Origin of the sequence: Brevibacillus brevis, assembly GCF_031583145.1 — a bacterium.
GTDB lineage: Bacteria > Bacillota > Bacilli > Brevibacillales > Brevibacillaceae > Brevibacillus > Brevibacillus brevis_E.
Genome location: NZ_CP134050.1, coordinates 5,568,783 through 5,592,500 on the forward strand (window position 1 = coordinate 5,568,783; position 23,718 = coordinate 5,592,500).

General features: G+C 54.0%; 24 protein-coding genes, 5 tRNA genes and 1 rRNA gene (1 of these 30 cut by a window edge). 5 read left to right on the forward strand and 25 right to left on the reverse strand.

Translation table 11 applies throughout. The annotated features are described in order from the left end of the window. Positions 1-16: 16 nt before the first annotated feature. From tpiA to rpoN, 7 genes are all read right to left on the reverse strand, one after another. Positions 17-772: a triose-phosphate isomerase gene (gene tpiA / locus RGB73_RS27510; protein WP_310766348.1), complete on the reverse strand. Its 756-nt coding sequence runs from the start codon at positions 770-772 to the stop codon at positions 17-19. 11 nt (positions 773-783) lie between these two features. Next, on the reverse strand, positions 784-1,968 hold the full coding sequence (locus RGB73_RS27515; RefSeq protein WP_310766350.1) for a phosphoglycerate kinase: 1,185 nt from the start codon (positions 1,966-1,968) through the stop codon (positions 784-786). 99 nt (positions 1,969-2,067) lie between these two features. Beyond that, positions 2,068-3,072 (reverse strand): type I glyceraldehyde-3-phosphate dehydrogenase, encoded by a 1,005-nt coding sequence (gap, locus tag RGB73_RS27520; RefSeq protein ID WP_310766353.1) that lies wholly within the window; start codon positions 3,070-3,072, stop codon positions 2,068-2,070. A 15-nt stretch (positions 3,073-3,087) separates the two neighbouring features. Then, positions 3,088-4,443 (reverse strand): Na+/H+ antiporter NhaC family protein, encoded by a 1,356-nt coding sequence (locus tag RGB73_RS27525; protein ID WP_310766355.1) that lies wholly within the window; start codon positions 4,441-4,443, stop codon positions 3,088-3,090. Between the two features lie 33 nt (positions 4,444-4,476). Next, positions 4,477-5,496, reverse strand: coding sequence for a sugar-binding transcriptional regulator (locus tag RGB73_RS27530; protein ID WP_310766358.1), 1,020 nt, complete (start codon positions 5,494-5,496; stop codon positions 4,477-4,479). A 170-nt stretch (positions 5,497-5,666) separates the two neighbouring features. Beyond that, positions 5,667-5,939 (reverse strand): glutaredoxin family protein, encoded by a 273-nt coding sequence (locus RGB73_RS27535; RefSeq protein WP_310766361.1) that lies wholly within the window; start codon positions 5,937-5,939, stop codon positions 5,667-5,669. Between the two features lie 3 nt (positions 5,940-5,942). Beyond that, a complete protein-coding gene (gene rpoN, locus RGB73_RS27540; protein WP_310766364.1) occupies positions 5,943-7,316 on the reverse strand; it encodes an RNA polymerase factor sigma-54 in 1,374 nt (457 codons plus the stop codon). 284 nt (positions 7,317-7,600) lie between these two features. Here rpoN and RGB73_RS27545 point away from each other — a divergent pair. Beyond that, positions 7,601-7,675: transfer RNA gene (locus RGB73_RS27545), tRNA-Arg, on the forward strand. Between the two features lie 188 nt (positions 7,676-7,863). On the opposite strand, the gene RGB73_RS27550 is transcribed toward RGB73_RS27545, so the two are convergent. After that, a complete protein-coding gene (locus RGB73_RS27550; RefSeq protein WP_310766367.1) occupies positions 7,864-8,016 on the reverse strand; it encodes a hypothetical protein in 153 nt (50 codons plus the stop codon). 246 nt (positions 8,017-8,262) lie between these two features. Here RGB73_RS27550 and RGB73_RS27555 point away from each other — a divergent pair, with 246 nt between their 5' ends. Both RGB73_RS27555 and RGB73_RS27560 read left to right on the forward strand, forming a co-directional pair. Then, on the forward strand, positions 8,263-10,068 hold the full coding sequence (locus RGB73_RS27555) for a PAS domain S-box protein (protein WP_310766370.1): 1,806 nt from the start codon (positions 8,263-8,265) through the stop codon (positions 10,066-10,068). 31 nt (positions 10,069-10,099) lie between these two features. Further along, entirely contained in the window at positions 10,100-10,234 is a 135-nt protein-coding gene (locus RGB73_RS27560; RefSeq protein WP_310766373.1) for a DUF4023 domain-containing protein, read from the forward strand. Positions 10,235-10,493: 259 nt separating this feature from the next. Here RGB73_RS27560 and RGB73_RS27565 read toward each other — a convergent pair whose 3' ends face one another. Together RGB73_RS27565 and RGB73_RS27570 are read right to left on the reverse strand one after the other, a co-directional pair. Then, entirely contained in the window at positions 10,494-11,735 is a 1,242-nt protein-coding gene (locus RGB73_RS27565; protein WP_310766376.1) for a branched-chain amino acid ABC transporter substrate-binding protein, read from the reverse strand. A gap of 377 nt (positions 11,736-12,112) precedes the next feature. After that, positions 12,113-12,574, reverse strand: coding sequence for a copper amine oxidase N-terminal domain-containing protein (locus tag RGB73_RS27570; RefSeq protein ID WP_310766379.1), 462 nt, complete (start codon positions 12,572-12,574; stop codon positions 12,113-12,115). Positions 12,575-12,799: 225 nt separating this feature from the next. Between RGB73_RS27570 and RGB73_RS27575 the strand changes: the two genes are divergently transcribed. Both RGB73_RS27575 and clpP read left to right on the forward strand, forming a co-directional pair. Next, positions 12,800-13,015 (forward strand): hypothetical protein, encoded by a 216-nt coding sequence (locus tag RGB73_RS27575; protein WP_310766382.1) that lies wholly within the window; start codon positions 12,800-12,802, stop codon positions 13,013-13,015. Between the two features lie 137 nt (positions 13,016-13,152). Then, the gene (gene clpP / locus RGB73_RS27580) at positions 13,153-13,749 is read left to right on the forward strand and encodes an ATP-dependent Clp endopeptidase proteolytic subunit ClpP (RefSeq protein WP_310774577.1); all 597 of its coding nucleotides are present in this window, start codon (positions 13,153-13,155) and stop codon (positions 13,747-13,749) included. A 52-nt stretch (positions 13,750-13,801) separates the two neighbouring features. On the opposite strand, the gene RGB73_RS27585 is transcribed toward clpP, so the two are convergent. The 15 genes from RGB73_RS27585 to RGB73_RS27655 all read right to left on the reverse strand — a co-directional run. Then, a complete protein-coding gene (locus tag RGB73_RS27585; protein WP_310766384.1) occupies positions 13,802-14,554 on the reverse strand; it encodes a metallophosphoesterase family protein in 753 nt (250 codons plus the stop codon). Continuing rightward, positions 14,551-14,877, reverse strand: a complete 327-nt coding sequence (locus RGB73_RS27590; RefSeq protein ID WP_310766387.1) for an antibiotic biosynthesis monooxygenase — start codon at positions 14,875-14,877, stop codon at positions 14,551-14,553. The genes RGB73_RS27585 and RGB73_RS27590 overlap by 4 nt, the downstream gene beginning before the upstream one ends. Positions 14,878-15,069: 192 nt before the next feature. Beyond that, positions 15,070-15,249: an H-type small acid-soluble spore protein gene (locus RGB73_RS27595; RefSeq protein WP_310766389.1), complete on the reverse strand. Its 180-nt coding sequence runs from the start codon at positions 15,247-15,249 to the stop codon at positions 15,070-15,072. Between the two features lie 12 nt (positions 15,250-15,261). Further along, positions 15,262-15,447 carry a hypothetical protein gene (locus RGB73_RS27600; protein ID WP_310766391.1) on the reverse strand — a complete coding sequence of 62 codons (186 nt, stop codon included), beginning with the start codon at positions 15,445-15,447 and terminating at the stop codon, positions 15,262-15,264. Positions 15,448-15,574: 127 nt separating this feature from the next. After that, entirely contained in the window at positions 15,575-15,832 is a 258-nt protein-coding gene (locus RGB73_RS27605) for an HPr family phosphocarrier protein (RefSeq protein ID WP_310766393.1), read from the reverse strand. A 50-nt stretch (positions 15,833-15,882) separates the two neighbouring features. Then, positions 15,883-16,830: a DNA-binding protein WhiA gene (gene whiA / locus RGB73_RS27610; protein WP_310766395.1), complete on the reverse strand. Its 948-nt coding sequence runs from the start codon at positions 16,828-16,830 to the stop codon at positions 15,883-15,885. Positions 16,831-16,836: 6 nt separating this feature from the next. Then, positions 16,837-17,847, reverse strand: coding sequence for a gluconeogenesis factor YvcK family protein (locus RGB73_RS27615; protein WP_310766397.1), 1,011 nt, complete (start codon positions 17,845-17,847; stop codon positions 16,837-16,839). An 88-nt stretch (positions 17,848-17,935) separates the two neighbouring features. Further along, complete coding sequence (gene rapZ, locus RGB73_RS27620) at positions 17,936-18,817, reverse strand: RNase adapter RapZ (protein ID WP_310766400.1); 882 nt, start codon at positions 18,815-18,817, stop codon at positions 17,936-17,938. A gap of 218 nt (positions 18,818-19,035) precedes the next feature. Beyond that, the gene (gene trxB, locus RGB73_RS27625; RefSeq protein WP_310766404.1) at positions 19,036-19,995 is read right to left on the reverse strand and encodes a thioredoxin-disulfide reductase; all 960 of its coding nucleotides are present in this window, start codon (positions 19,993-19,995) and stop codon (positions 19,036-19,038) included. A gap of 64 nt (positions 19,996-20,059) precedes the next feature. Next, the gene (locus tag RGB73_RS27630) at positions 20,060-21,694 is read right to left on the reverse strand and encodes a tetratricopeptide repeat protein (protein WP_310766405.1); all 1,635 of its coding nucleotides are present in this window, start codon (positions 21,692-21,694) and stop codon (positions 20,060-20,062) included. Positions 21,695-21,844: 150 nt separating this feature from the next. Further along, positions 21,845-21,920: transfer RNA gene (locus RGB73_RS27635), tRNA-Gly, on the reverse strand. Between the two features lie 40 nt (positions 21,921-21,960). Beyond that, positions 21,961-22,036 (reverse strand) — tRNA-Lys (locus tag RGB73_RS27640). A gap of 5 nt (positions 22,037-22,041) precedes the next feature. Continuing rightward, a tRNA-Phe gene (locus RGB73_RS27645) sits at positions 22,042-22,117 on the reverse strand. Between the two features lie 31 nt (positions 22,118-22,148). Next, a tRNA-Asp gene (locus RGB73_RS27650) sits at positions 22,149-22,225 on the reverse strand. A 65-nt stretch (positions 22,226-22,290) separates the two neighbouring features. Beyond that, a 23S ribosomal RNA gene (locus RGB73_RS27655) occupies positions 22,291-23,718 on the reverse strand; it runs 1,500 nt beyond the window's last position.

Consider the following 23,718-nt stretch of genomic DNA (forward strand, 5'->3'; position numbering starts at 1 on the left):
CTTTTTCTCCTCCTACTTACTTCGCTGCTCCATTGATCAGCTGCAAATAACTGTCAGGCTGTAGGCTCGCTCCGCCCACCAGCGCTCCGTCGATATCCGGCTGCGCCATGTAGCTGGCGATGTTCTCCGGCTTGACGCTTCCCCCGTACTGGATGCGCACTTCCTCCGCCGTCTTTTGGCCGAAGCGCTCGGCAATGACCTGCCGAATGATCGCGATCGTCTCATTCGCATCCTCTGCCGTGGATGACTTGCCTGTTCCAATCGCCCAGATCGGCTCGTATGCGATGACGACATCAGCGAGCTGCGCCGCTTCCAGTCCGGCCAAAGCGCCTTCGGTCTGGGTGCGCACGACGGTCGCGGTCTCGCCCGCTTCCCGCTGCTCCAGGCTTTCCCCTACGCACACGATCGGCTTCAGTCCGTGCTTCAGGGCAGCGAGCACTTTTTTGTTGACGGTTTCATCCGTCTCATTGAAGTACTGACGGCGCTCCGAGTGGCCGAGGATGACGTACTTCACGCCGATTTCCTTTAGCATGCCCGGGCTGATCTCGCCGGTGAAAGCGCCTTGTTCCTCAAAGTGCATGTTTTGCGCGCCCAGTGCGATATCCGAGCCTGCGAGAATTTGCCCGAGGGCAGGCAAAGCGGTAAACGGTGCGCAAACCACCTTTTCTACACCAGCAGCTGCGCCGCCCGCAACTGCGTCCTTCGCAAACTGCGTCGCCTCGGCAATCGTTTTGAACATCTTCCAGTTCCCCGCGATAATTGGCGTTCTCAAGAAATCTCCCCCTATTCGTTATCTGCAAGCACCGCTACACCCGGCAGTTCTTTGCCTTCCATGAATTCCAGGGATGCGCCGCCTCCAGTGGAAATGTGTGTCATTTGTTCGGCTACGCCCGCTTTTTCCACGGCTGCCACCGAGTCGCCTCCGCCGATGATGGTCGTGCCCTTGCATTCGGCCATCGCTTTGGCCACGCCGATGGTGCCGCCTGCAAATGCGTCCATTTCAAAGACGCCCATCGGCCCGTTCCAGACGACCGTCTTGGAATCGACGATGACGCGATGGTATTGTTCCACGGTTTTCGGGCCGATATCGAGCGCCATCCAGCCATCCGGAATCGCCTCGATGGATACGGTCTGTTTTTGCGCATCTGCTGCGAATCGGTCCGCTACGATGACGTCGACCGGCATGAGCAGCTCCACGCCGCGTTCTTTTGCCTGCGCCATCAGCGTGCGCGCCAGATCCAGCTTGTCGTCCTCGCACAAAGAAGCGCCGATGCCGTAGCCTTGCGCTTTGAGGAACGTATTGGCCATCCCGCCGCCGATGATCAGATGATCGACTTTCGTCAGCAAATTTTCGATGACTGCGATTTTATCTTTTACCTTTGCCCCGCCGACGATCGCCGTAAACGGACGTTCCGGCTTGGACAAGGCTCCTCCCAAGAAGCGAATTTCTTTTTCCATCAAAAGGCCTGCAACAGCCGGTATGTAGTCTGCGATGCCTGCCGTCGAAGCATGTGCGCGATGGGCTGCGCCAAAGGCATCGTTCACAAACAGATCGGCGAGTGCAGCAAAGCTCTTCGCCAGCTGTGGATCGTTCTTTTCTTCTCCCGCATGGAAGCGCACGTTTTCAAGCAGGATGACATCCCCCGCCTCCATGTTTTTGACTGCCGCTTCTACTTCCGCGCCCACGGAATCATCCAGCTTCTTCACTTCTTTGCCCAGAAGAGCGGACAAATGGGCAGCGACCGGGGTCAGACGCATCTCTTCCACTACTTGCCCTTTAGGACGGCCAAAATGGCTTGCCAGGATGACTTTTGCCCCTGCTTCCACCAGGAAACGAATGGTCGGCACGGCAGCACGGATGCGCGTATCGTCGGTGATGATCCCGTCCTGCATTGGCACGTTGAAGTCGACTCGGCAGAAAACGCGCTTGCCTGCCAGCTCAACATCGCGGATAGATTTCTTGTTCATGAACGATCCTCCCAAACATTGGCTTTTTATTCGGAAAATAAGATATGGGAAAAGGGAGATTGCTCTCCCTTTTTATCCACAACAGTTCTATTTTACGTGTTACAAGCCGCGCTGCGCAACAAAATGGCACAAGTCTACGACGCGATTGGAGTAGCCCCATTCATTGTCGTACCAAGAGACTACTTTCACCATGTTGCCTTCCAAGACCATGGTCGACAGCGCATCGATGGTCGAGGACGCCGGATTGCCATTGTAGTCGGAGGAAACCAGCGGAGCTTCGGAATAGCCGAGGATGCCTTTGAGCGGGCCCTCTGCCGCTTCCTTGAGCGCCTGGTTCAGTTCGTCTACCGTCACGTCTGTTTTCAGTTCGGCCACCAGGTCGACTACCGATACGTTCGGAGTCGGCACGCGCATGGCAAATCCGTTCAGCTTGCCTTTCAGCTCAGGCAGTACGAGCGCCACCGCTTTGGCCGCCCCTGTCGAGGTCGGGATGATGTTCTCAGCCGCTGCACGCGCACGACGCAAGTCCTTGTGCGGCAGGTCGAGAATTTGCTGGTCGTTGGTGTAGGAGTGGACAGTCGTCATCAAGCCGCGCACGATGCCGAATTTGTCGTTCAGTACTTTGGCAAACGGAGCCAGGCAGTTGGTGGTGCAGGAAGCGTTGGAAATCACGGTATGCTGCGCCGGATCGTACTTGTCTTCGTTCACGCCCATGACCACGGTGATGTCTTCGTTCGTTGCAGGTGCGGAAATGATGACTTTTTTCGCTCCGCCCTCCAGGTGCTTCGCCGCATCTTCGCGTTTGGTGAAACGGCCTGTGGATTCTACGACGATCTCTACGCCGTACTCCGCCCACTTCAGCTCAGCAGGATCGCGTTCCGCCAGCACCTTGATTTCTTTTCCGCCCACGATCAGCGTGTTGTCGCCCGCTTCGACCTCCAGATCGAGCACGCCGTGAACGGTGTCGTATTTCAACAGATGCGCCAGCGTATGTGCGTCGGTCAAGTCATTGACCGCGACGATTTCTACATCAGGATTGTTCAGCGCTGCGCGAAATACGTTGCGTCCGATACGTCCAAAACCGTTAATTCCAACCTTCACCATATGAATACCTCCTGCTTATATCGCTTTTTTGTTTGCAAGCCATCCTCCCTCCGTGGAAAAGGTACGGGAGGAAATAATCGTGACAATCGGCAACAGCAAGGAAAAGAAGAGAAAAGGCAACGTCTGTACCGTAGACACTCCCAGCGTAATGGCCATCACCATCGCCAGCCCGTTCCACGGAACCAGCACGGGCATGACCAGTGTGGAGTCGAGCATCGTCTTGCCCAACAGCTCGCGGCCCCTGCTCAGCCGGGAAAAGCGCCCGAGCAAGGTAGAGCCCAGCACCAGGATCGGGATCGTCTGATTGCAGCTGATGATCACGACCAAAAGGGACAAGACAGCCGCCTTCGCTACCAGCACGGTGTTGTTGTTCGTGCTGCCCATCATTTTGTCGACGATGGGGGTCAAGAGATTGGCCTTGTTCAAAATTCCGTTTAGGAAGCCCGCCAGAATGATCAGAAGCAGAACGCTGAGGATGGACATCATCCCGCCCCCGTGCACCAGCTCATCCAGCGAGGTGCCGGAATGCAGCTCGTACCCAGTAAGCATCGACCTGACGAATGTCCCCGCATCCAGCGACGCCGTTGCGAGAACCATGATGGCGCTGGCCGCAATCCCGTACAGCAAGGCCACAAATGCCTTTACCCGAAAGGAGAACGAGGCGATGAGCACAATCAGCGGCAGCATGAGCAGCCAGCTGATGGAAAAGTGGCTCGCCAACAGCTCCTGGTACATCCCGATCGTGCCGCTGGAGCCGGAATTGGCCCGAAACAGATCGAACGTCAGGAACAGGATCGCGCAGAGCACGGTAGTCAGCAGCGCAGGGCGCCGGGTCTGTCTGTCCTGCGCTTCCGTCATGCCGACGTTCGCCAGCACCAGCAAACGGCTGCTCGAGATGGGGGAAAACCGCTCTCCCACCATCGCACCCGAAATCAATGCTCCTCCAACCATGCCGGCCGGAATGTCCGCCGCGTGGGCGATGCCCATGAGCGAAAGCCCGATCGTGCTCAAGGTACCGACAGACGTGCCAAGCAAATAGCTGACGCCGGCCGTCATAAGAAAAGACAGCACAAGCAAATAGTTGACGTTGACGATGGAAAGTCCGTAGTAAATGATGGCGGGAATGGTCCCTCCCATCATCAGCAGCGGAATCAGCAGGCCGACCAAAAACAGGATCAGCAGCACCGGCTTGGTCTGCTTGACGCCGTCCCAGCCAAATGCGAACTGTTGTTTCCAGGTATAGCCCAGTCTGTTTACACTAACCAGTGTGACCAGGATCGCGAAAACAATCCCCAGCGCGAGCGGAAAACCGATCGTCAGGCTGAGCACGATCCCCGCGATCAGCGCCAGAATGGGGAGTACCGCTGCCATAGGCATTTCAATCCACTACCTTTCCGAATGCAGTCATGTGGACAAGAGAGCCTTGGCAGCTCCTTCGTCCGTGATAAGTACATTCTGACACGACTGCTTGGCAAAGGAAAGGATCGCTTTTGCCTTGCTTTCGCCCCCCGCGATGGAGAGCACGGTTTCTGCTTTGTGCACTTCTTCCAGCTGCAAGCCGATGGTCGGCATGCGCTGGACCGTTTCCCCGGCTTCATTGAAGTAATACCCGAATGCCTCGGATACCGCCCCCGCTGCCTCCAGCTCCCGGAGCTCTTCTTCGGAGTAGTTGCGCCGCCTCGCCATCGTCAGGGCGTCGCCGATGCCGTGCAGGACGATCCGCGTGTCGCCGAGGAGTGTGAGGACATCCTGCACCTGCGGCTCCTTGACCAGCGTCTGCAGTGCCTCTGGATGGAGCCGGTCCGGAACGTGCAGCAGGCGGTATGACGCACCCGTCTTGGCTGCCATGGCGGATGCCAGCGTGTTCGCCTGCAGCTCCACCCGCTCTCCCAGCCCTCCGCGAGCCGGCACGAATTGAACGTTTCGGAATGCAGCGGATGGCGACAGATGGTTGGCGACACTAGCGATGGAAGAGCCTCCTGTCACAGCGACGATATCGCCTTCCTGAATTACCTGCTTGAGGACGCGCGCCCCTACGCGCCCCAGCTCTTCCTTGACCCATGGCGACTGATCGGCATTGCCTTGTACCACAATGACCTCAGGGATGCCGAGCTTTTGCTGCAATCGCTCCGCGAGCTCCGTCAGCCCGAACAGCTCGCCGACCATCGGCTCCAGATCATCCAGCACCTGGATCCCCTCATCCGTCAGAGTCATTCCCGCAGCCGACACATTCAGCAGCCCGGAATCTTTCAGCAGGTCGACCTCGGCCCGCAAGATCCGCTCGGTGCTGTCCATAGCCTGGGCCAGCCCTCTGCGCCCGATCGGCTGCAAATGGTAGATGGAGCGAAGCAGCATGTAACGCTCGCGCAACACCTGGATCAAGTCAGGCACCAGCTTTTGTTGCAACTCGAGTAATCGGCGCATGTACCTTCTTCCTTGTTTGAGTGAAATTTTTAACCGGGACATTTTTCGTCCCTCTATATACATTTTATGTCCCAGTCAGTGCAAAAAAAAGAAACTCGTTACACATCGAATGTAGCATATCTGTCAGAAACTTGCAAGACCTCCCCGTGCCCATCGGGTCGGGGAGGTGCTTACTCGCCTATCCGGCTGAGAAACGCTTCTCTCAGCTCGTGAAACGTCGGTACGTGGGTGACGGAACGAAGCGCCATTTCCCCATCGATCCGGACCGCTGGAATGACCAGCATCAATTCCTCATGCAGCGCTTCGTCACTCTCGATGTCGACCAGCTGCAGACGAAGAGGAAACTCCTCGGCCAAGGCGCGGATGGCGATCTCCACATCGTCGCACAGATGGCATTTTCTTCTTCCGTAGAGGACCACATCCAAAATCTTTTTCTCAGTCAACAGTCAAAACCTCTTCCGCTTCGCCGACGACGGGATCATCATTTCTTCCCGGTACTTGGCTACCGTCCGGCGGGAAATTTCAATTCCTTCGCTCTGCAGCAATTCTCCCAGCTTTTGATCGGACAGCGGCGCCTTGCGATCCTCCTGCTCGATCAAAGCCTTGATCCTGCGCTTGACGCTCTCCGACGACGTCGCTTCCCCGTTTGCGGTGGACAGCGCCGAGGTGAAGAAGTACTTGAGCTCAAAAATCCCCCGGGGCGTCTGAACGTATTTGTTGCTCGTAGCCCGGCTGATGGTGGACTCGTGCAGATTGACCCTCTCGGCGATTTCCTTTTGCGTCATGGGCTTCAAATAATGAATGCCGCGATCGAAAAAGTCCCGCTGCATCTCCACAATCGCCTGGGTCACCCGCATGAGCGTCAGCCTGCGCTGCTCCAGGCTTTTCGCCAGCCACATGGCTGCTCCAAGCTTTTCGTGGATGAATTGCTTGGCGTCTTCCTGGCTTTTTTGCTGGCTCAGCATTTTTTCGTAAAAGCTGTTGATCTTCAGGCGCGGCGTGGAAATGTCGTTGACCAGCACGACGTACTCGTTGCCCACCTTTTCCACCGCCACATCCGGGATGACGTAGCGCGTATCCGCACGGGAGTAGGCTGCGCCGGGACGCGGGTTCAGCGTGCGAACCAGATCCGCCATCGCCTGTACGTCCTGAGGCGTGCACCCCACTTTATCCGCGATCCGCTGATAGCGTCTGTCCGCCAGATCCTGCAAGTGGAAACGGACGACCTGCACGATCTTTTCATCATCGAGCGCCAGGTGCTCCAGCTGCAGCAGCAAGCACTCCTCCAGGCTGCGCGCAGCTACACCGATCGGATCGAAATGCTGCAAGACGGACAGCACGTCTTCGATTTCAGGGAGCTCCACGCCCAATTGCTCGCCCGCTTCCTCGAGGGTGACCTCCAGATACCCCTTTTCATCCAGGTTCCCGATCAAAAACAGCGCGATTTTTCGCTGCAGGGAAGAGAAGCCCTTGACGTAACCGAGCTGGCGTTCGAGATGTTCGTACAGCGTATCCGACCCTTGGTGGATAAAGTCAAGCGGATTGTAAGTGCTTTCATTTTTCGATGCCGAATACTCGCCGGTCGCGCGATTCCCCACGATTTCCTTCCAGTCGATCTCGGGTGCCGGCTTTTCCGCCTTGGCGGTGGCGATTTCCCGCGGCGCCTCCAGCTCGATCACCGGATTTTCATTTGCCTGCTCCTGCAAGTAGGAAATCAGATCGATCGTCGAGTACTGCAATATCGTAATCGCCTGACGCAATTCCGGCGTCATCACCAACTTTAGCGTCTGCTCTTGAAACAGTCCCAGTCCCATGTTCATGAAGATCGCCCCTTTCCTCTCCCGCACTTCCACTTGCCGTTCTCTCTATTTTCATTATATTCGTTCCTTCATGCAATTTTCCTGCCAATATAATGAATGCCCAGCGGAAAAAAGTGACCGATCGATCAAGCTCACTTTGCCGAAAAGGCGGCTGTTCCCTCCCCTCTATGTGCATCCCTAAACAATTTCACCATCACGAAAAAAATAACCCAAAAACACGTTTTTTGTTTGCATTTGGCTTGGAAGATGTCTTATAATAAGTAAGTACCACTTTTTCATAACATACGCCTGTAGCTCAGTGGATAGAGCAATGGTCTCCGGAACCATGTGCGGGGGTTCGATTCCCTTCAGGCGTACCATCGATGTCACGAGAAGACTGGAAGCATCCAGTCTTCTTTTGTTTTTCCTTGCTACGTCTTAGGTGGACCTGACGATGAAAAAGCCTGCAGCACCGTACAAAGAGCACGGCTGCAGGCTTTGAATCTTCACTCCTAGGGCTTTGCTGCGTCCTCAGGCTTTGCGAGCCGAGTTTTGCTGCGATCATCCGTTATTGATCAAGCTCCTTTTGCACCAACTCTTTGCTTGGGAGCGGATCGATTTGCTCAGGTTTTCGGGCGTAAGCCTTGTTGGTGACCCAGATCGTGCTGCCGATGATGATGACGAAAATAATGACGACCGCTATGATAAACCCCGTACTCATTCTCAAATCCCCCCCTGCCATTATACCTGATTCTATTTGTTCAGAAGCTTCATCCTTCTGCCAATCGCGAATTTCCTTTCCATTCGGTCAAGTCTGTCTGCGCGATAGGAAAAAACCGTCCACAGAGCGAATACATAAGCAATTACTCACTATACTACCACAAGGGCAAGGACGGGGAAAACCATGACCAAACTCTCATCCCCCTTTTCATGGAAAAAGAAGCGCTCGAGAAAAGAAATAACCCAGATGCTTCCGGATCAGGTCCTGCGAGCGTTTTTCCTTTATACAACGGATGCGATTTCCTTTTGCGACATCGATCACAACCTCATTCTGATCAACCAGGCTTTCGGGCATTACTACGGCTGGACGCTCCATGACTTGAAGAGGGATCCTTATTGCTTCATCCCGAGCGATCTGGAGACCGAAACTCGCCAACTGTTCGACGCGGTTTGTACGATGGGCATCCACCTCAACAATTACGAGACCGTCCGCCTGCGAAAGGACGGCACCCTGCTCCACGTCAATCTGACCGTAGCGCCTGTCCGCGACGCTTCCGGAGCCATTATCGGCTCCTCCTGCATTTCCCGTGATATTTCTGATCGCAAGACCGCCGAAAAAGCGCTCCGGGAAAGCGAAAGCAAGTACCGCCTGCTGATCGATCACACGCAGGATATCGTGGCGGTATACACCCCTGCAATGGAACGCATCTACATATCGCCATCCGTGGAGCAGCATTTGGGATACTCCTCTGCCGACTTCCTCCCTCCCGGCCGCTTGCAATTGACCCATCCGGATGATGAGCCCTTGCTGCATGCCTACCACCAGGAAATTTTGCAGACCAAAATGCCCGTCCAGTTTGAAATCCGTTCGAAGGGGAAGAACGGAAGCTACGTGACATTCGAAACCCGCGGCGTTCCCATTCTGAACGACCACGGGGACGTAGAGAACATCATGTTCGTCTCGCGCAATGTCATGGAACGCAAAGTCTCCGAAGCCGCCCTGCTGCGAAGCGAGGAGAAAAACCGGATCATCGCGGAGCATACCGAAGATTTGATCATGATTACCGATCAAGCGGGAGAAATCGTCTACTTGTCTCCTTCTCACGAGCGGATCTTTGGTCGGGCGAATCCGCAGTTTCTGCCTGCTCTCCAGTCTGTCCACGACGAAGACCGCGACCTTGTGAGCAAGCATTTTCAACAGCTGATCCAGACGCAAAAATCCGGCACAATCGAATTTCGTTACCAATGCGAAAACGGCAAATGGATTGTGCTGGAGTCGAAAGGCGTGCCGATCATGAACCAGGAGGGGGAATGCGACGGCTTCATCGTGGTCTCCCGCGACATCACAGAGCGCAGGCACAACGAGGACCTGCTGCGGAAAGCGGAAAAGCTGTCGCTGATCGGCGAGCTGGCAGCCGGGATCGCCCATGAAATACGCAATCCATTGACCTCTCTCAAAGGCTTTATCCAGCTCCTGTACCCTACCCTGCAGGAAAACAAGCTGTACGCCGACATCATGCTGTCAGAGCTGGAACGGATCAACTTTATCGTGAGCGAGCTGCTCGTCCTGGCCAAGCCGCAGAACATGCAGATCAAGCCTCTCTCGATTTCCGTCCTGCTGCAAAACGTCCTGGCTCTGCTCGCGTCCGAAGCAAACCTGAAGAACATCCGCTTCCAGACCTCCTTCGGCAAATGCCCGCTCATCGCCGGAGAAGAAAACCAGTTGAAGCAGGTCTTTATCAACGTCATCAAGAACTCGATCGAGGCGATCTCGGGACACGGGCAAATTCGCATCACGACCCGCTCGTTGCCCAACGGCCAAGTGCTGGTCCGGCTTGCGGACACCGGCTGCGGCGTGTCGGAAGAATACCTCTCCAAATTGGGCGAACCGTTTTTTACTACCAAGGAAAAGGGTACCGGCCTTGGATTGATGATCAGCAGCAAGATCATCAAGGACCACAATGGCCACTTCGAGATCACCAGCAAAAAGAATAAGGGTACTGTGGTCAAAATCTCGCTGCCGATTGCCGAGGAGCAAATTGGGCCATCCTAAAAGGGCATCCAACTTGCCCTGGAGGTGTCCTATGGACTTTACCAAAATGAGCACGAGCGAGTTTGTCGCCAAGATCCACGAAGCTCAGGCCAAGGATCTGAAAAACAAGCAGCATCAGGGGTACAATCACCCCGAGAAGCGCTTGCCCAGCAAGCAAGGCATCTAGCATGGCCACAGCCGAAAAAAGCCCACCCGAGGTCGCGCCTCCAGGTGGGCTTTCCATTTGCTGCTTATTGCGGATCCTGCTTGTTCAAGTTGCGGTCGCGTTCTGACTTTTGCTGATTGCTCGTTTGCGTTTTGGTGCTGTGACCCTTGTTGCCGCCGTTTTTGGTGTTGCGGTTGTTTGACATGCGATTCCCTTCCTTTGCGCTAAAGGTGGTGATGCCAAACGTAGTATGTCCCAAACGGCCTGTTCCTACCGGGTCTTACTTCGCTTCGCCGATGTACACTTTTTGTCCGTTTTCGTACTTGTACACGTATACGGAAGCAAACTCGTTGTCCCCTTTGTCGTTGAACGTCACGTTGACGAATTTGCCTTTGAAGTCCTTCGTTTTGTGGACAGCTTCCAGCACTTGCTCACGGGTAGGCTTTTTGCCGCCGTTCGCCTTGATCGCTTCTTCCAGACCATTCAGCATGACGCCCATGGAATCGTAGCCGAAGGACGTAAAGATCCCCACTTTGTTGCCCGTGGACTGTTCAAAGTCCGCGATCCATTTCTTCCCTTCCTCTGTTGCGCCTACATCGCCTACAGTGGAGGTGAATACGACGTTGTTCGCATTTTCTGTGCCTGCGATTTTCACCAGGTCGGCGGAGTCGTAGCCGTCTCCACCCATGAATACGCCCTTGAAGCCTTTTTCACGGGCTTGCTTCACGATGATTCCCGCATCGGAGTAGTAACCGCCGAAGTAGATCATGTCCGGTTTCGCCGCGATGATTTGGTTGATGACCGCGCTGTAATCCTTCTCGCCAGCGGTTACACCTTCAAATCCAACGACTTGTACACCGTCTTTTTCAAACTGCTTTTTCACTTCTTCGGCGAGACCTTGTCCATACGCTTGCTTGTCGTGCATCAGATAAGCGGTCTTGATGCCCAATTGGTTTTTCGCATAAACAGCGGCTTTGGACCCTTGTTGGTCGTCGCGCGCGCAGATACGGTGTACGATTTTCTTGCCTTGCTCCGTCAGATCGGAACCGGTAGCGGACGGAGATACCATGACCAGGCTTTCCTGATCGTATTGCGCCGCTGCTGTGATCGAAGCCCCCGTCGTAGCATGTCCCACGACCCCGACTACGTCCGGATTGGAGATGAGCATTTGCGCCACCGCTACCCCTTGTTTCGGGTCAGCCTGGTCGTCCTGTGCGGACAGCTGTACGTCAAAGCCCAGCTTCTTGAACTCTTCCAGCTTTTCTTTCAATGCGTATTCCGCACCTGCTTTAGCAGTGCTGCCGTAGTCGGAGTATTGGCCGGACATCGGACCGACCACGCCGATCACCAGCTTCTCCAGCTTGCCGCCTTCGCTGGCGCCCCCTGTATTGCCGCCGTTTTGCTCAGTCGTGCCGTTTTGCGGCGGTGCAGCATTTTGGCCTCCGCCGCCACCACAACCCGCAAGCAGCGAGCCCAAAGCGAAAGTAGCTGCCAAAACAGATAGCGTCTTTTGTTTTTTCATAGCGTACATCCCCCTCTTTATTTACGAGCAAACTATGGAACCACTCCTTCATTTTAAAATAAATTAGAAAATTTGCAACAGAAATAACAATTTTTCTTTTTCATATGATCAGTATATATATTACGAACAGAAAGAGCAGCCGATTCTCGAATGCGATCGACTGCTCTTTTCCATATCATACCTATTCTCTGTATTTTTGGGAATACACTTTGCACATCACGTAAACGGCCGTTGCCGCAAAGCCAATGACCATCGCTACGGTGGCAAACGTGATACCTTGCATAACTGGTTCTCCTCTCCGCCGCGCGAGCTTTCCTCTATTATACGGGAAGCAAAGAGGCTGCTACAACGGATGAATCAACCAGTGAGTGAAATCTCTATGACTTGACTTCGATCGACAGGTTGTAGGTCAGCGTTTTGGCATCGTACGTCACCTTCGCGCCGAGCTCCTGTGCGATGAACACGAGCGGCACCAGAACTGCTCCGGTGGTTACGCGAGGAGCGTACGGCACTCTGGTTTCCTTGCCGTTTTTGTAGGCAAACGTGCTGTTCTGGTACATGCGCAGCGCGTAGGTTTTGTCCTTGGCTACCAGCAAGGATTTGTTCATGGTATCCCAGGCTGCGGATCCGCCGAGCGCGATTGCCAGCGTGCTGGCATTCACGTAGGCTACCCCGTTTTCCGTCACGATGTCTTGTGGAAACGGCAGCTCCTTGTTGTTCAAATTGACTTTGATTTTTTGTTGTTGGACAGGAGCCGTTTGCGCAAAGGCAGCGGTCGCTGCCACACTGCTGGTCAATAGTGCCGCTGTCAACAACATCGCGGGAATCTTGCGAAGCATAATAAACACCTCTCGTTTGAAATGAAATGACTTCCAAATTTGTAACGTTCGACATCATCGACAAAATCCCTTTTTTTCCATACCATTCTTTTCCTATGTAAAAGAAACCCTTCTCATGACCACACTAAAGGGAAAAAGACGCGAAAAATATATCCCGCGAACAAATGTTTTTGTGCACAACCTGTTGATAACTTTGTGGATAAACTCCCGAAGCGAGGTACGCCAATGGCAGACGAGCGATTTTTCCTGATCTATCAGGAGGCAAGCGATGAAGAATGCCTGTTGACGATCCAGCCGTACCAGGACGAACAGGCGCTGGCGGAAGCCATCAATCAGCTGCAAGCCAAGCAAGTAGACGAGTACACCATCATCAAGGGAAGGAAAATGACGGCAAAGCTCCGTCTGGCGGTTGAATTGAGCGAGGCCGCCGACGACGAATAAATGTTTTCTCTCCTCCATAGGTTTAGGGAGAAGCAAGTTGGCAAACATGGTAGGGAGGGCTTGCAGTTAATTGTTTGACCTTCATTGACCTTTTGTGTATGATATTCTTACAAAGAGAGGAGGAAGACTAGATGCACATGAATTTGATCCCTACTGTCATTGAACAGACAAACCGCGGTGAACGTGCTTACGATATCTACTCGCGCCTGCTCAAGGACCGCATCATCTTTCTGGGTACCCCGATCAACGACACGGTAGCCAATATTGTGGTAGCGCAACTGCTGTTCCTTCAGGCGGAGGATCCGGATAAAGACATTTCTCTGTACATTAATAGCCCTGGTGGCTCCATTACAGCCGGTATGGCCATTTACGATACGATGAATTTCATCAAGCCTGCTGTCTCCACGATCTGTATCGGTATGGCGGCTTCCATGGGCGCCTTCCTGCTGGCTGCCGGTGAGAAAGGCAAGCGTTTTGCGCTTCCGAACAGCGAAGTGATGATCCACCAACCGCTCGGCGGTGCCCAAGGTCAGGCGAGCGACATCGAGATCGCGGCAAAACGCATTTTGAAAATGCGCGACCACCTGAACAAGATCCTGGCCGAGCGCACCGGTCAGCCTCTGGAACGCATCCAGAAGGACACGGATCGGGACAACTTCCTCACTGCTGCTGAGGCCGTCGAGTACGGATTGATCGACAAAGTGATCACATCCGAGCCTTCTTCGAAAAAGTAAGCACACAAACGAAAACACCCGACCAATTTGGCCGGGTGTTTTTTTGATTTGGCTATTCGGCAGGGATGTATGCAAAGCCCGTGCGAATCGCATGGCTGTAATCGGGTCTGCCCGCTTTCTCGGCGAGCTTTGCTGCCTGCTCCCAGTCATAAGGCAGCATCACCTGTTCGATCCCCCATCCATTTTTCGTCTGCCGCAGGATTGCATATCTCGCGTGGGGAGACATGGCTTCCATCACATGAGGATAAGGCGCGTCCTCATAGTACGCCGGGAAGCCTACGCTGCCGGGGTTGAGGACGAGCTTGCCGTCCGGCAGGTGCACGCACCGGGGCAAATGAGTATGCCCACAGACGACGATGCTTTGCGGCACTTCCCGGAGCAGCTCTGCCACCTCCAGGACGTTTTTGGCCGTCGCCCCTCGTTCGTTCACCTCTTCCAGCAAATACTGCTCATCGGAGAAAGGCGTTCCGTGGCAAAACAGAATGTCCTCGAACACCCACGCGTTGCGGAAGGTTCGGATCCATTCCAGCATCTCCTGTGTGAGCAGCGGCTTGACCTGCTGAAAGGTAAGCGAAGGACTCTCTTCCTGAAGCAAAGCCCTGTCGCAGTTTCCCATGATCGAGACGATATCGCTCCGCTCCATCAGCCGCTTGGCACTCTCCACGGGAGCGACTGGCCCGAACAGCGTATCTCCCAGATTCACGACCGTATCGATGCCTCTTCGGGCAATATCAGACAGCACGGCGTCAAGCGCATACACATTGGAATGAACATCGGACAGTACGGCAATCGTCTTGGTCGTCATGAGGCGTTGGGTGCCTTTTTCACAGACGCGACGTGGTAAGCCCCTACATCCACGCTCACGATGTACTCAGGCGCCGGCTTGCCGCGGTTGGCCTTGTGTCCGGCAATATGGGCATCGCTCTTCTCCCACTGCTTCCAGTGCTCTTCCGACTCCCAGCGCACCAGCACCATGACTTCTTCATCGCCGCGCTGCACTTTTTTCACCATGACGGTGAGGTCCACGAACCCTTCCTGTTTTTCGATCAACCCTTCCCCGCTGAAGCGATCTACGACTTTATCTGCATTTCCTTCGGTCACGACGGTTTTTCGAACTTGTACGAACATATTTTTCCTCCCCCGATTCCCTCTCTGTTTTCCTGTTATTATTATAATTGATACTGATTCTCATTGTCAAACTTGAAACTGCCACCCTTGTCTTTTGTCCGCTTTCGCTTAAAAATTCCTGTAGGTTCCCTTCAAAAAAAGAACCGATCAACCATCCGGACGATCCTCATGGTTGCTCGGCTCGCTTTTCGATTACCTTTCCTCCAGCTGTTCTACCTCGACCCGCAAACTGCTTGCAGGATTTCGTTCCGTATGGACGCGGGCGGTCGCCGTGGATTCATCGAGCTCGTCAATCCACACGGAATCTCCCTTGTAGTGGACTACGATCTTGTCCTCGGAACGAACAATCTCCCGGGCGCGTGTCAGATCCATCTTGATCCCTCCTTATGCCTCGACGTTTTCATCGGCTTGTTCTTCGTTGCTCGCCCCGCTCATTGTGTCGACGGTGGTCTCCTCGATAAGTCCATTTTGATCAGATACGGTCCCGCCACCTAGACCTTCGTTGATCATGCGGTCAATGTCCATGTCATAGGCTTCGCGTCCCTCCGTGTACGGTTCGCGGTTGCTCATGTCGCTTTCCCCCTTGTCAAGTTTTACATGCTTTAGCATGTCCCAACCGGGTGGAAAACGATGCAACGTCCTGCGCATTTCCTGCACAAAAAAAGACACTCGCCCGCGGGTAAGTGTCTTTCGTCTTCTATTCTTCCTTGCTCACCAGGTTGGCAAGGCTCTTGACTGCCTGGGAAGCATCCGGCCCTTCCGCCGAGATGGTGATTTCCGTTCCCGAACTGATCGCAAGGCTCATGATGCCCATGATGCTTTTCGCGTTTACTTTTTTGTTATCTTTTTCCACGAATACTTCGGCTGCAAAACGGTTGGCCTCTTGTACGAAAAAGGCCGCCGGACGTGCTTGCAAACCGGTCTTCAATTGAACCACGACCTGCTGTTGAACCATGAATGGACCTCCTAACTCGGTAACCTATTATCCATTAGTATATCATGTATCTACATCGAAATATTTTGTTTTTCTCGTAATTTGTCAGCGATTTCGTTAATTTTTCGCAGGCGGTGGTTGACTCCTGATTTGCTGACCACCCCGCTCGGCAGCATTTCCCCCAATTCCTTCAAGTTGATGTCGGGGTGAGCTACTCGGAGCTCCGCCACTTCGCGCAAGCGTTTGGGCAGGTTTTCCAGTCCGATCTCCTGGTCGATCAGTTGGATGTTTTCCAGCTGCTGGGTGGCTGCGTTCACCGTTTTGTTGATGTTGGCGATTTCACAGTTGTGCAGACGGTTGACCGAGTTGCGCATATCCTTCACGATCCGCACGTCCTCAAAATAGAGCAGGGCCTGGTGCGCCCCGATCAGGCTGAGAAACTCCGTAATCTTTTCGCCTTCTTTAATATAGAAAACATACCCTTTTTTCCGCTCGATGCACTTGGCATTTAGTTTATACCGATTGGCGATCTTGGTCAATGCCTCGCAAAAATCCTGATAGGACGTAAAGATCTCCAAATGGTAGCTGGACGCCTCCGGGTGGTTTACGGAGCCCCCGGCCAGAAAAGCTCCCCGCAAATAAGCCGCGCGGCAGCACGACTTTTTCACGAGCTCGGGAGCGATCCCGGGAACGAAGGAGAGGCTTTGATCCATGATTCCCAGGTCTTGCAGGATCTCGTTGGCCTTGCTCGGAATTCTCACGATGTACACGTTGTTTTTCTTGAGGCGCATTTTTTTCCGGACCAATAGCTCGGCATGGATATGAAACAACCTTTTGATCAAGGTGTAAATCCGTCTGGCAATCGCCGCGTTTTCCGTGGTGACATCGAGCACTAGCCGTCCGGCTCCGAACTGAAGACTGCCGTTCATGCGGATCAGGGCGGACAATTCCGCCTTGCTGCAGCAGTCAGCGCCTTCCTGCATCGTTAATTCCTTTTTGGTTTGCGCGGCGAATGACATCGACCTTCACTCCTTCTCTATCTTCAGCACCTTCCTTCTGCGCTTGACGAGAGCCACTACCTGTTTGCTCACCGCCTGCGCATCGTGTCTAAGGAAGCCGTCCTCGAATGTGACCAGCGGCTTCGCCACGACATGCAAACCGAGCTGTCGCAGCTTTTTCAGATCACATGGGACAGGAGCTGCTCCTTTTTCGGCGTACTTCTCCAAAACGTGTCCCGGCAGCTCTGCAGAATTGACAATAATCGTATCTAAAAATGGTCCATCGACGTGCTCGTACATGACGTTCACATGCTTCGAAGCCGTAAACCCGTCCGTTTCTCCCGGCTGCGTCATCACGTTGCAGATGTAAATCTTCGGGGCCGTCGCCTGTTTGATCGCGGCAAACAGCCCCCGTACCAGCAAATTGGGCAGAATGCTGGTGTAAAGGCTTCCGGGCCCGATCAAGATCGCATCCGCCTCTTCGATCGCGGCCAGTGCTTCACTAAGCGGCACGGCGTCTTCCGGGTCGAGAAACACCCGTTTGATCTCTTTGCCGGTCAACGGTATTTGTGATTCGCCCATCACGAGGGATCCGTCGGTCATTTCCGCTACGAGCCGAATTGACTGGGTTGACGCAGGCAACACGTCCCCGCGTACCGCCAGCACCCCGCTGAGCGTCTTGACAGCCGTGACAAAATCGCCCGTGATCTCGTTCATCGCTGCAAGTAGTAGATTTCCCAAATTATGCCCTGCCAATCCCGTACCCGTGGAAAAACGGTACTGCATCACTTTTTCCATCAACGGCTCCGTATCGGCCAAGGCGGTCAAGACATTGCGAATGTCTCCCGGGGGGAGCATATCCATCTCCTCGCGCAATCGCCCGGAGCTCCCTCCGTCGTCAGCCACAGTAACAATTGCGGTAATATGCACAGGCTCGTGTTTGAGCCCTCGCAACAACACGGACAGACCCGTCCCTCCGCCGATTACGACAATACGCAACTGTCTTGGCTGCAGCCTCCCCATTCCCTTCGTCGGCATATGTCACCTCATTATCCACTTAGTGCCCTCTGGCACGTGGCCTTTTCTCTGTCAGGGGCATCCCCCAATTTCTTCCTGCATCCTATGCTCACTTGTTCTTTTCGATGTCACGATGGCTCACCCGCACCGTAAAATCTTTTCCGAACGTCTCTCCCAAATGTTCGGCGATGGCCACAGAGCGATGCTTTCCGCCCGTGCAGCCGATGCCAATGACGAGCTGGCTTTTGCCCTCACGCTGGTAGTGCGGCAGCGTAAACGCCAGGAAATCTGTCAGCTTTCCGAGGAATTCTTGCGTCTCGCTATGTTTCATGACGTAATCCGCGACTTCCCGGTCACAGCCGGTCTTGGGGCGGAGTTCTTCTACATAGTGCGGATTCGGCAGGAACCGCACATCAAACATCAAGTCGGCATCGATAGGAGCGCCGTATTTAAACCCGAATGAAAGTACGTTGATCGTAAGCGGAGATCCCTGCTGCCCGTACTGGCTGATGATCTTTTCCCGCAGCTGGGCCGGTTTCATCTGGCTTGTATCGATGATCTGGTGCGCCCATCCTTTCATCTCTTGCAGCAGGCGGCGCTCAGCGTGAATCCCTTCCAAGGGTGAACCGTTTGGCGAAAGCGGATGGCGGCGACGCGTTTCCTTGTAGCGAGACACCAATGTCGTATCGCTCGCATCCAGATAAAGAATGTGGTACGAAAGTCCGTTCATCTGATTGAGGCTCTCGATCGTATCGGACAGGCTCTCGAAGAACTCGCGTCCGCGCAAATCGATCACCAATGCAACCCGCTCGATACTTCCGCCGGACTGCTTGACCAGCTCGGCAAATTTGGGGATCAGCACCGGCGGCAGGTTGTCTACACAAAAATAGCCCAAGTCTTCCAAGCTTTGTACAGCAACAGTCTTCCCAGCACCGGACATCCCCGTAATGATCAGCAGATTAATGGCCTTGTCGTTTCCCAATTCCGTCACGCATCTCGCCTCCTACGATTCTGACAATAGCATACCATAATGGCTGGCATATTCGCATCCTTTTGCACGCTTCCCGCGACCCCTCACGTACAAGCCTGCAGAGAAAAAAAAGATGCGCGGCTGAATCCCAGCCACGCAACAATTGTTTATATAGATAAGGGGGTCAATTCATTGTCTTTATCTTAACTCCCAAATATTTCACTTATGTTACAACCAGGTTAAGAGATTGTGACATTTTGTTCCTTTAACGCTTCATTGAGTTCTTCCACATAGTGCTGAGCGGATTGGGCTGCAATGGATCCGTCGCCTGTTGCTGTCACGACTTGGCGCAGCATTTTTTCGCGTACATCCCCTGCGGCGAATACGCCTTTTACTTTGGTGTACATTTTCTCATCGGTCAGTACATAGCCGGCATCGTTGGTGATGCCCAGCGAACGCACGCTTTCTGTCAGCGGGTCCATCCCTACGTAGATGAATACGCCATCGGTGGCAAATTCCCGTTGCTCGCCGGTCTTGTTGTTTTCCAGCAGGACGGATTGGACCTTGCCTTCACCGCGGATTTCTTTTACAGCCGTATCCCAGATCACTTCGATCTTTTCGTTTTCAAATGCGCGTTTTTGCAGGATTTTTTGGGCGCGGAACTGATCGCGGCGGTGGATGATGGTCACTTTGGACGCAAAGCGGGTCAGGAACACCGCTTCTTCTACAGCGGAGTCGCCGCCGCCTACCACTACCAGCTCCTTGTTGCGGAAAAAGGCACCGTCACATACCGCGCAATACGATACGCCGCGGCCGGACAGTTCTTTTTCGCCCGGTACGCCGAGGAGACGGTGTTCAGCACCTGTCGCGATGATGACCGACTTGGCCAAGTATTCCTTGTCGCTCGTGATCACCCGCTTGTACGGTGCTTCGTCGCGGACTTCCTTGATCTCTCCGTAAGCGTACTCAGCGCCGAATTGCTGTGCGTGTTCGAACATTTTGGTGGACAGGTCAGGACCGAGAATCGATGTAAAGCCTGGGTAGTTCTCGATCTCCTCTGTATTGGCCATTTGGCCGCCAGGGATCCCTCTCTCCAGCATCAGCGTGCTCATGTTGGCGCGGGAAGTGTATACTGCAGCCGTCATACCGGCAGGGCCGGCACCGGCAATGATCACATCATATATTTTTTGTTCACTCATATAGGATGCCTCCTTGGCAAGCAGGTTTGTCTTTCCTTGTTTAAACTAATTATAATGTAATAATCTATTTAAAATCAAGCGTCGTCAATACTTTGACGCACTTCGCGACAGTCGAGACGGATATCCCGTATTTTTCGGCCAGGTGAGCTTGCGATTTTTTATCGTGCGTCACGGCTCCGTATACATATTCTAATGCGGCGACCCACGCTACTGCTTTCCGCACTTGTACTTGACCGCTCGCATACTCTCCATGCTCTCGCCACACCTGCAGACACCAGTTGCCTGCCGATGCCTGTCCGCTCTCCAACAGGTAGCGGCGGATGCTCTCCTCGACGCTTTCCCCGGTCGTTTCTTCGGGAGCTGTCTGCTTTGGCAAATGCTCCGGCATGGCCGCACCCATATCGGCCAAGGCCAGCAATGCCAGCTTTTGCAGCTGCGGATCATCCGTCGCGTGATAAAACTGACGGACAGCCTGCTCGGCTTCATCGTCGCCAATCAGCGACAAGGTCTGCAATACCGCGAATTTGACTTCGTCTCTGCCATGCTGCAGGGCCCAGAGCAAGGACGCGCGAATCATCGGATCAGTCTTGAAGTCTTCCACGCCTGTGAAAGAAGCCTGCTCCCACGACACGTTCCGTTGCGGCGGATTGTATTGATAAGGGATCGGTTTTATAGTTTCCCCTTCTTGTTCGTTTTTTACCATTTGAATGTACTGGTCGGCAATGCCGGCTTCCGGGTCCATCTGCTTGGCCTTTTGCCACCAGCGCAGCGCCTGGTCCTTGCGTCCGCTCAAATAGGCGGAGATAGCTGCGTAGTGGTACGTGCAAGCCTCGTTTGGACGTCCCGCCCTCAGCATTCGCTGATAATGGAAGTAGGCCTCATCGTGCTGCCCCAGCACCCCCATGGTCGTCGCCAGCTTGTAGGTGTTCTCCGGATGAAACGGCACGACCTTTTTCAGCATGTCCATCAAAGTGATCAGCTCCGCCGCCTGGTTGTGATGCGACAGCAGCACGGCCAGGTTGCATAGTGCATGCAGGTTGCCTTGCTCCAGCTCCAGCGTCTTTTCGATCGTCTTCATGGCATTTTGGAAATCGCCGACATAGTAGTAGGCGAGCGACAAATTATTCCAGGCGGGAAGGAAGGACGGGTCCGCTTCCACGATTTCCTTCAAGATGTCCAGCGCTTCCAGAAAGCGCCCTTCTTCAAGGCTGCGTCTCGCCCGCTCATGCTTGCTGAAGACGTCCTCCTTGTCGCTCGGCAAAAAGTGGCGAGGCGGCATATCCAGCTCGAAGTAAATGTAATCGAGCAGTTCTTCGGCTTCCTCCCGATACGGACCGTTACCATCTTCCTGGAGATAACGGATCGCCATTTCTTCCGCCATCTGGTAGTCTTCCAGATTGGCGTAGTTGTTTGCCATGTAAAAATATACTTCCGTCATGGAGGTATCCCATTTTTCGATCACTTCATAGAGCACGTCATTCGATGCTTCAAATTGCCCGGTCTCGGCGAGCGCACTTGCCAGATGGCAGTGGCACTCAGCATTCGTAGGCTCTAGCTCAATCGCACGGCGAAAAGAACGCAGTGCTTTTTCGTAATCATAGCGGTTCAAAAAGCGCGTGCCTCTGTCGAGAAAAAAGGCAGCGTCTTGTTTAAAGTCAACGACTGTTGTTTTCTTCAAAATACCTTTGTTATGTTTCATAGAACCTCCAACATCGTAGGAGCAGTTACTTCAAGTATCGTACCAGATGCGCTGCTGCCCTACAAGCTGACTCGTCTTGTAAAGTGTTCTGTGGGTAAAAGCAGGAAAACACCACTTGCTATGGAGCCAGTGGTGTTTACGGACAACGAATGGAGCGGACGACGGGTCTCGAACCCGCGACCTTCGCCTTGGCAAGGCGACGCTCTACCAATTGAGCTACGTCCGCATGACTTTCTATCTATTTCATTTATACCCTTAGAAAAAACTGGTGAGCCATGAAGGACTCGAACCTTCGACCCTCTGATTAAAAGTCAGATGCTCTACCAACTGAGCTAATGGCTCGCACATGGTGGCTCGGGACGGAATCGAACCGCCGACACGAGGATTTTCAGTCCTCTGCTCTACCGACTGAGCTACCGAGCCGCATTGTTCTTTTCATTGCCATTTGGGAAAATGGCGGAGCTGACGGGACTCGAACCCGCGACCTCCGGTGTGACAGACCGGCGTGAACTCCAACTTCACCACAGCTCCATTTTGAAAGAATAGCGACAAATGTCATTCCTTCAAAACTGAATACGCATGTATGCAAGGATTGTGTGGATAAGCCCTCGACCGATTAGTATTCGTCAGCTCCACGCGTTGCCGCGCTTCCACACCGAACCTATCAACCTCATCGTCTATGAGGGGTCTTACCAGCTTAACGCTGTGGGAAGTCTCATCTTGGAGGGGGCTTCACGCTTAGATGCTTTCAGCGCTTATCCCGTCCGCACATAGCTACCCAGCTGTGCCACTGGCGTGACAACTGGTGCACCAGCGGTGCGTCCATCCCGGTCCTCTCGTACTAAGGACAGCTCTCCTCAAACTTCCTGCGCCCGCGACAGATAGGGACCGAACTGTCTCACGACGTTCTGAACCCAGCTCGCGTACCGCTTTAATGGGCGAACAGCCCAACCCTTGGGACCTACTTCAGCCCCAGGATGCGATGAGCCGACATCGAGGTGCCAAACCTCCCCGTCGATGTGGACTCTTGGGGGAGATAAGCCTGTTATCCCCAGGGTAGCTTTTATCCGTTGAGCGATGGCCCTTCCATGCGGAACCACCGGATCACTAAGCCCGACTTTCGTCCCTGCTCGACTTGTAGGTCTCGCAGTCAAGCTCCCTTCTGCCTTTACACTCTACGAATGATTTCCGACCATTCTGAGGGAACCTTTGGGCGCCTCCGTTACCTTTTGGGAGGCGACCGCCCCAGTCAAACTGCCCACCTGGCATGGTCCTCTCGCCCGATCAGGGCGACGAGTTAGAAACTCCGTACATCAAGGGTGGTATCCCACCGACAGCTCCACAGAGGCTGGCGCCCCTGCTTCTCAGCTTCCCACCTATCCTGTACATGATGCACAAAGTTCCAATACCAGGCTACAGTAAAGCTCCATGGGGTCTTTCCGTCTTGTCGCGGGTAACCTGCATCTTCACAGGTATTATGATTTCACCGGGTCTCTTGCCGAGACAGCGCCCAAGTCGTTACGCCTTTCGTGCGGGTCGGAACTTACCCGACAAGGAATTTCGCTACCTTAGGACCGTTATAGTTACGGCCGCCGTTTACTGGGGCTTCGGTTCAAAGCTTCGCTTGCGCTAACTCATCCCCTTAACCTTCCAGCACCGGGCAGGCGTCAGCCCCTATACTTCGCCTTACGGCTTCGCAGAGACCTGTGTTTTTGCTAAACAGTCGCTTGGGCCTTTTCACTGCGGCCCCCTCGGGCTATAAACCCTACCGGGGCGCCCCTTCTCCCGAAGTTACGGGGCCATTTTGCCGAGTTCCTTAGCAAGAGTTATCCCGCGCACCTTAGGATTCTCTCCTCGCCTACCTGTGTCGGTTTGCGGTACGGGCACCTTGTTCCTCGCTAGACGCTTTTCTTGGCAGTGTGAAATCAGGGACTTCGGTACTAAAATTTCCCTCGCCATCACAGCTTGCCCTTACGGTGTGCGGATTTGCCTACACACCAGGCTCACTGCTTGGACGGCCATCC